Genomic DNA, 5,219 nt, shown 5'->3' on the forward strand with positions numbered 1-5,219 from the left:
TTCGCGTACGCCATCGTTTTGTTCGGTTTAGGTATGCTTGCCGCCGGGAAGTGGAGGGCCAGCCTCGTCCTGCTGGGACTGGCTACCGCCTTCCATGTCCTCGTCGGTGGCTGGTCTCTCGTAGCGATTTTCCTGGTATGGCTGATGAACGGCCGCCAGCCGCACTGGAAAATGTTGTTGCCTGCCGTGCTGATAGCGGGGGTTCTGGCACTGCCGGGTGTTGTTCCTTCCCTTGCCCTGACGTGGAACGTGCCGCCGGAGATTCTCCGCGAAGCCCATCGGATTTACACTTTCGAGCGACTTGCCCATCACCTCGTGCCGGGATGCTTTCGTCCCGAGGACGCCACACGGTTTCTCATCCTCACTGGTCTTTATCTTGGCGCATCCTTTTTGTGGCGGGGCCCGGTAGAGTGGCAGCGAATTCACCGTTTTGTCCTGGGGAGCCTGGCCATCGCGTTGGCGGGCTGGATTCTCTCCTGGACCGTTGCGATCTGGCCTGAGTTTGCCGCAGCCGTGCTCCGTTACTACTGGTTCCGGCTTTCGGACGTCGCCGTGCCCATGGGGGCCGCGCTGTGGATCGGCATGGTCGCCGGGGATCGGATTGTCGTGTCCCGACCTTTTCGGGCGGCTCTGGTCACCCTGGGAACGGTTGGCTCCCTCCTTCATCTGAGCAGCTATGTGCCGGTCCGCACGCGGGCCACGCTGCCTCGAACGGAATGGACGGACGTCATGTGGAGTACCTGGCAGAGTGGGCAAACCGCCCTTTGGTGGTCCATCTGGCAAGAGGACCCAATCGCTCGCCGGGAATTTCAGCAATGGCGGGAGGTCTGTCAGTGGATCTCCGCCAACACCCCGGCGGATGCGCGATTTCTCGCCCCGCTCACCAAGAGCACATTCAAATGGTATGCCGGCCGAAGCGAAGTCGTCACCTGGAAAGAAATCCCCCAGGACGCGCGGTCCATTGTGGCCTGGTGGGCCAAGCTCAAGGATATCTACCTGATCAACGATCCCATCCGCGGTGAGTGGTGGGCGCGAAACGCCACCGATCTCGGCGAGGTCAGATTAAGCGCCCTGGCGCAGAGGTATCAATTCGAGTATATCCTCACCCAGCGGTCTCCCGCGCTTAATTTCCAGACGGTATTTTCCCGACCGGACAACGACTATGTGGTCTATCGCGTGGAGCGGATGACACCGACCGTGACGGAGGATCATCCCTCAAATCGCAACAGGCCGTAGTGTTTTTTACCGGTGCGGAGCACAATCGTCGTCTCGCTTGCCAGATCGGACGGAGTGAGGCGTGCGTCAGGGTCGGTCACCCGCCGGTTATTGACGTAGGCCCCACCCTGCTGAATGATGCGCCGGGCGTCACTTTTGCTCTTGGCGAGTCCCGCCAGACAAAGGGCTTCCACAAGCGGCAGGCCTTCCCCATGCAGCCTTTCCCGGCTTACGGCATGACTGGGAACATCATGGAAGATCTCGCCCAGTTCCCGGTCGGTGAGGCGGTCGATTTCCCCTCCGAAAAGGATGGCCGTTGCTCGCTCTGCGGTTGCCAGACCTTCCTCACCGTGAACCAGTCGCGTCAACTCCTGTGCCAGACGCCGCTGACCGAGTCGCTTTTCTGGCTGTGCCAGATGCTTCGCGACCACCACTTCGATTTCTTGGCGGGAAAGGTCGGTGAAGTACTTGAGGCACTTTTCCACGACGTCGTCTTCGACGTTGATCCAGTACTGATAGAACTGATAGGGTGACGTCTTTCGCGGGTCCAGCCAGAGCGCCCCGCTCTCCGTCTTTCCCATTTTGGTTCCGTCACTTTTGGTGAGCAGCGGGCAGGTGAGCCCATAGAGCTGGACGCCAAGCAGGCGTCGTGCCAGGTCGATCCCCGCGGTGATATTTCCCCATTGATCGCTTCCGCCGACCTGGATTTCGCAACCGTAGTTCTGATAGAGATAGACGAAGTCATAAGCCTGCAGGAGCATGTAACTGAACTCGGTGTAGCTCAGGCCCGCATCGCTCCTTTCCAGGCGGGCTTTGACCGAGTCCTTGGTGAGCATCACGTTGACGGGAACGTGCTTGCCCACCTCTCGGAGAAAATCGAGAAAGCTGAAACGGGACATCCAATCGTAGTTGTTGAGAAGGAGCGCCCCATTGGGCTGGCGATCAAAGTCGAGAAATCGCCGCAGTTGCTGGGCCACTGCTTCGACATTATGTCTCAACTCTTCAAGCGCGAGGAGCTTCCGCTCCTCCGACTTGCCGCTGGGATCGCCGATCATGCCAGTGGCTCCACCGACCAGGGCGATCGGACGGTGCCCCGCCTGCTGAAAACGCCGCAACACCATGATCGCCATGAGATGCCCCACATGGAGGCTGTCGGCGGTTGGATCGAAGCCCGCATAGACAGTCCGCGGCCGCTCGGCAAGCAATTTGGGGAGCGCCTCCTCATCCGTACACTGATGGATGAGTCCCCGCCAGCGGAGTTCTTCGTACACATTCCCGGCCAGCATCAAGAAAGACCTTTCCCTCACCTGTTTCTGAAGAGTTTTTTCGTTTTTTCCGCACCAGGCGGAACAGCGGCAGGTCACCGCGGCATTTCGGCGCTGGTCCCGCAGGCGGCGGGCAGATAGGCCAGGCGAACGTAATCCGCTACCATGCGGTGCGAACTGAACCGCCAGGCCAGCGAACTGATGGAATTCATCATGCGGAGGACCCAGCGACGTGGCAAGCCATCGGCGTCCTGATCGTAGAACTCGGGGATGACCTGGGTTTCCAGCACGTGGTAAAGACTCTCCGCATCCCGCGCGTCCTGAACCTGCTCGGAGCGATGCGTCGCCCCATGCCCGATGGCGAAGCCGTTTGAGCCGTCGTAGGCCTCGGCCCACCAGCCGTCCAGCACCGAGAAATGGAGGGCACCGTTGAGGACGGCCTTCTGGCCGCTCGTCCCGCTCGCCTCCAGCGGTCGTCGCGGGGTGTTGAGCCACACATCGACCCCCTGAATCAGGTGACGGCAGACGTTGATGTCGTAATCCTCAATGAAGACGATCCGCTTGGCAAACCGGGGATCGTGCCGCAAATTGGCAATCATTTTGATGAACTCTTTACCGCCTGTATCCCGAGGATGCGCCTTCCCACTGAAAATAAACTGGACCGGCCGCTGCGGATCGTTGACGATCCTGGCAAGGCGCTCGATGTCGTGCAAAATGAGCGGCGCACGCTTGTAGGTCGCAAAACGCCGGGCAAAACCAATCGTGAGGATATTGGGGTCGAGGATTGTTCGCGCAGCCTCGATCACCTCGTCCGGTTCATTGCGGCGACGGCACTGCCGGCTCACCCGACGTCGCACGAATGCCAACAACTGGTTTTTCAGCGTCAGGTGCGTTTCCCACAATTCCCCGGGATCCACGTTGTAAATGGCCTGCCAGACTTCCGGTTCCCCCATTCGTTCGAACCACCGGTCGGGGAAATAGCGGTCATAAAGGAGCTTCATCTGCCAGGCCAGCCAACTGGGGATATGGACGCCGTTGGTGATATGGCCAATGGGCACCTCATCTTCTACCCGCCAGGAAAACAGCGGGGACCACATCTGGCGTGTGACCCGGCCGTGAAGGGCGCTCACCGCGTTGGCCTTCCGCGAGCATTTGAGGGCCAGAACCGTCATGCAGAACGGCTCATCCGCCCGGGAAGGCTCCACACGTCCCAGTCCCATCAGTGTCTCGTGAGAGATCCCGAGGGCGTCGCGCAGGGGTCCCAGGTGCTCCTCAATGAGCCCGGCATCGAAGCGGTCGTGTCCCGCGGGAACCGGGGTGTGCGTGGTGAAAACCGTGCACTGCCGGACTTCCCGGAAGGCTTCGTCGAAGCTGAGACCGTCGTCCATCATCTTTTCCCGAATGACCTCCAGGACGGCAAAGGCACTGTGGCCTTCGTTGAGATGATAGACGCCCGGTTTGATCCCCAAAGCCCGCAGGACCCGCACACCGCCCACGCCCGCCACAAGTTCCTGGCGAATCCGCGTGCGGTTATCACCGCCATAAAGACGGCTGGTCAATTCGCGGTCTTCCGGGCTGTTTCCATCCACATCGGTGTCCAGCAGATAGATATTCACCCGTCCCACCCGCAACTGCCACACCTTGGCCAGCAGATGCGACGCCCGCGTTTCCAGCGTGATGATGAGGGGCTTCCCCTCTGCATCCGTCACCAGATCGAGGGGCAGCTTGGTGACGTCCACGTCGATATATTCCTCCTCCTGCCAGCCATCGACCGTCAAATGCTGCTTGAAATACCCCTGATCGTAAAACAACCCGATGGCCACCAGGGGAACCCCCAGGTCGCTCGCGCTCTTGCAGTGATCCCCAGAAAGAACCCCCAGACCTCCGGAGTAGATCGGAACGGACTCGTGGACCCCGTATTCCAGGGAAAAGTACGCCACGGGCTTGGAACCAAGAACGCCCGCATTCGTCCGTGCCCACAGGGGACGCTCCGACAGGTACTCCTTAAGCCGACGATAGGCCTGATTGATGCGGCTCTGGAGGGCCAGCTCGGCCACACGGGCCTCCAGCCTTTCGGGAGTCATCTCTGCCAGGAGGGCCACCGGATTGTGGTCTAACTGCCGCCAGCGAATCGGGTCGAGGTCGCGAAACAGGTTGATCACGTCCGGTTGCCAGGTCCACCAGAGGTTCCGGGCAAGCGTGACACATTTGTCGTACATCGTCTGGGCAGACATGCTCAGCTCCACTGCCGGACGAAGACTGTGGTTGGTGGAGATTTCTGCGATTCCCATCAGGATCCACTCCCATTCCGTATCAATAGCTGGTCCGCAGGCGAACCGGCTGCTTCCCCGTCCCCGCCAGGAGACGACTTCACCGATTCACGGCCTGTTTGTATCGTCAGGCATCCGGCCGGCGCTGATGTTTTCGCGCTCCGCCCCACCGCCACCCCATTTGCCCATCGGTAGTCGCTGACGATCAGTCAACCGGGGTCGCCGACTGACGGCCAGATTTTTCCTATTTCCTCAGGGACACCCCGCATCCAGGTTCGCGCCAGTGTGGATGCCAGCTAAAAGCCTTGATTATACCACCTGCGCATGGCGCGATTGGAGAGCAGCCATACCCTCCGGAAGTTGGGTACCAAATAACCCAATGCCGATTTTGCTTCCGCACAACGTTCCTTCAGGCTTTCCGATTGAATCGGCATAGCCGTCGCTTCTTTCCCACTCTTTTTGCCTGCAC

The 5,219-nt window shown here is 60.1% G+C and carries 3 protein-coding genes; 1 reads left to right on the forward strand and 2 read right to left on the reverse strand.

Going from position 1 to position 5,219, the window contains the following annotated elements; genetic code table 11:
• Positions 1–1,236 (forward strand): DUF6798 domain-containing protein (locus tag H5U08_RS09610; RefSeq protein WP_366494347.1); only part of this gene is annotated, 1,236 nt, incomplete at its 5' end.
• On the opposite strand, the gene tyrS is transcribed toward H5U08_RS09610, so the two are convergent.
• Both tyrS and glgP read right to left on the reverse strand, forming a co-directional pair.
• A complete protein-coding gene (gene tyrS / locus H5U08_RS09615; RefSeq protein WP_297032481.1) occupies positions 1,209–2,501 on the reverse strand; it encodes a tyrosine--tRNA ligase in 1,293 nt (430 codons plus the stop codon). The genes H5U08_RS09610 and tyrS overlap by 28 nt on opposite strands.
• A 74-nt stretch (positions 2,502–2,575) precedes the next feature.
• Positions 2,576–4,771: an alpha-glucan family phosphorylase gene (gene glgP / locus H5U08_RS09620; protein ID WP_297032483.1), complete on the reverse strand. Its 2,196-nt coding sequence runs from the start codon at positions 4,769–4,771 to the stop codon at positions 2,576–2,578.
• Positions 4,772–5,219: the final 448 nt, after the last annotated feature.

The sequence above is a fragment of the Thermogutta sp. genome (assembly GCF_014359955.1).
Taxonomy (GTDB): domain Bacteria; phylum Planctomycetota; class Planctomycetia; order Pirellulales; family Thermoguttaceae; genus Thermogutta.

Bases quoted from the DNA above. Each gene is read 5' to 3' on its own strand.
- tyrS (WP_297032481.1), bottom strand. From the start codon at position 2,501: ATGCTGGCCGGGAATGTGTACGAAGAACTCCGCTGGCGGGGACTCATC.
- glgP (WP_297032483.1), bottom strand. From the start codon at position 4,771: ATGGGAATCGCAGAAATCTCCACCAACCACAGTCTTCGTCCGGCAGTG.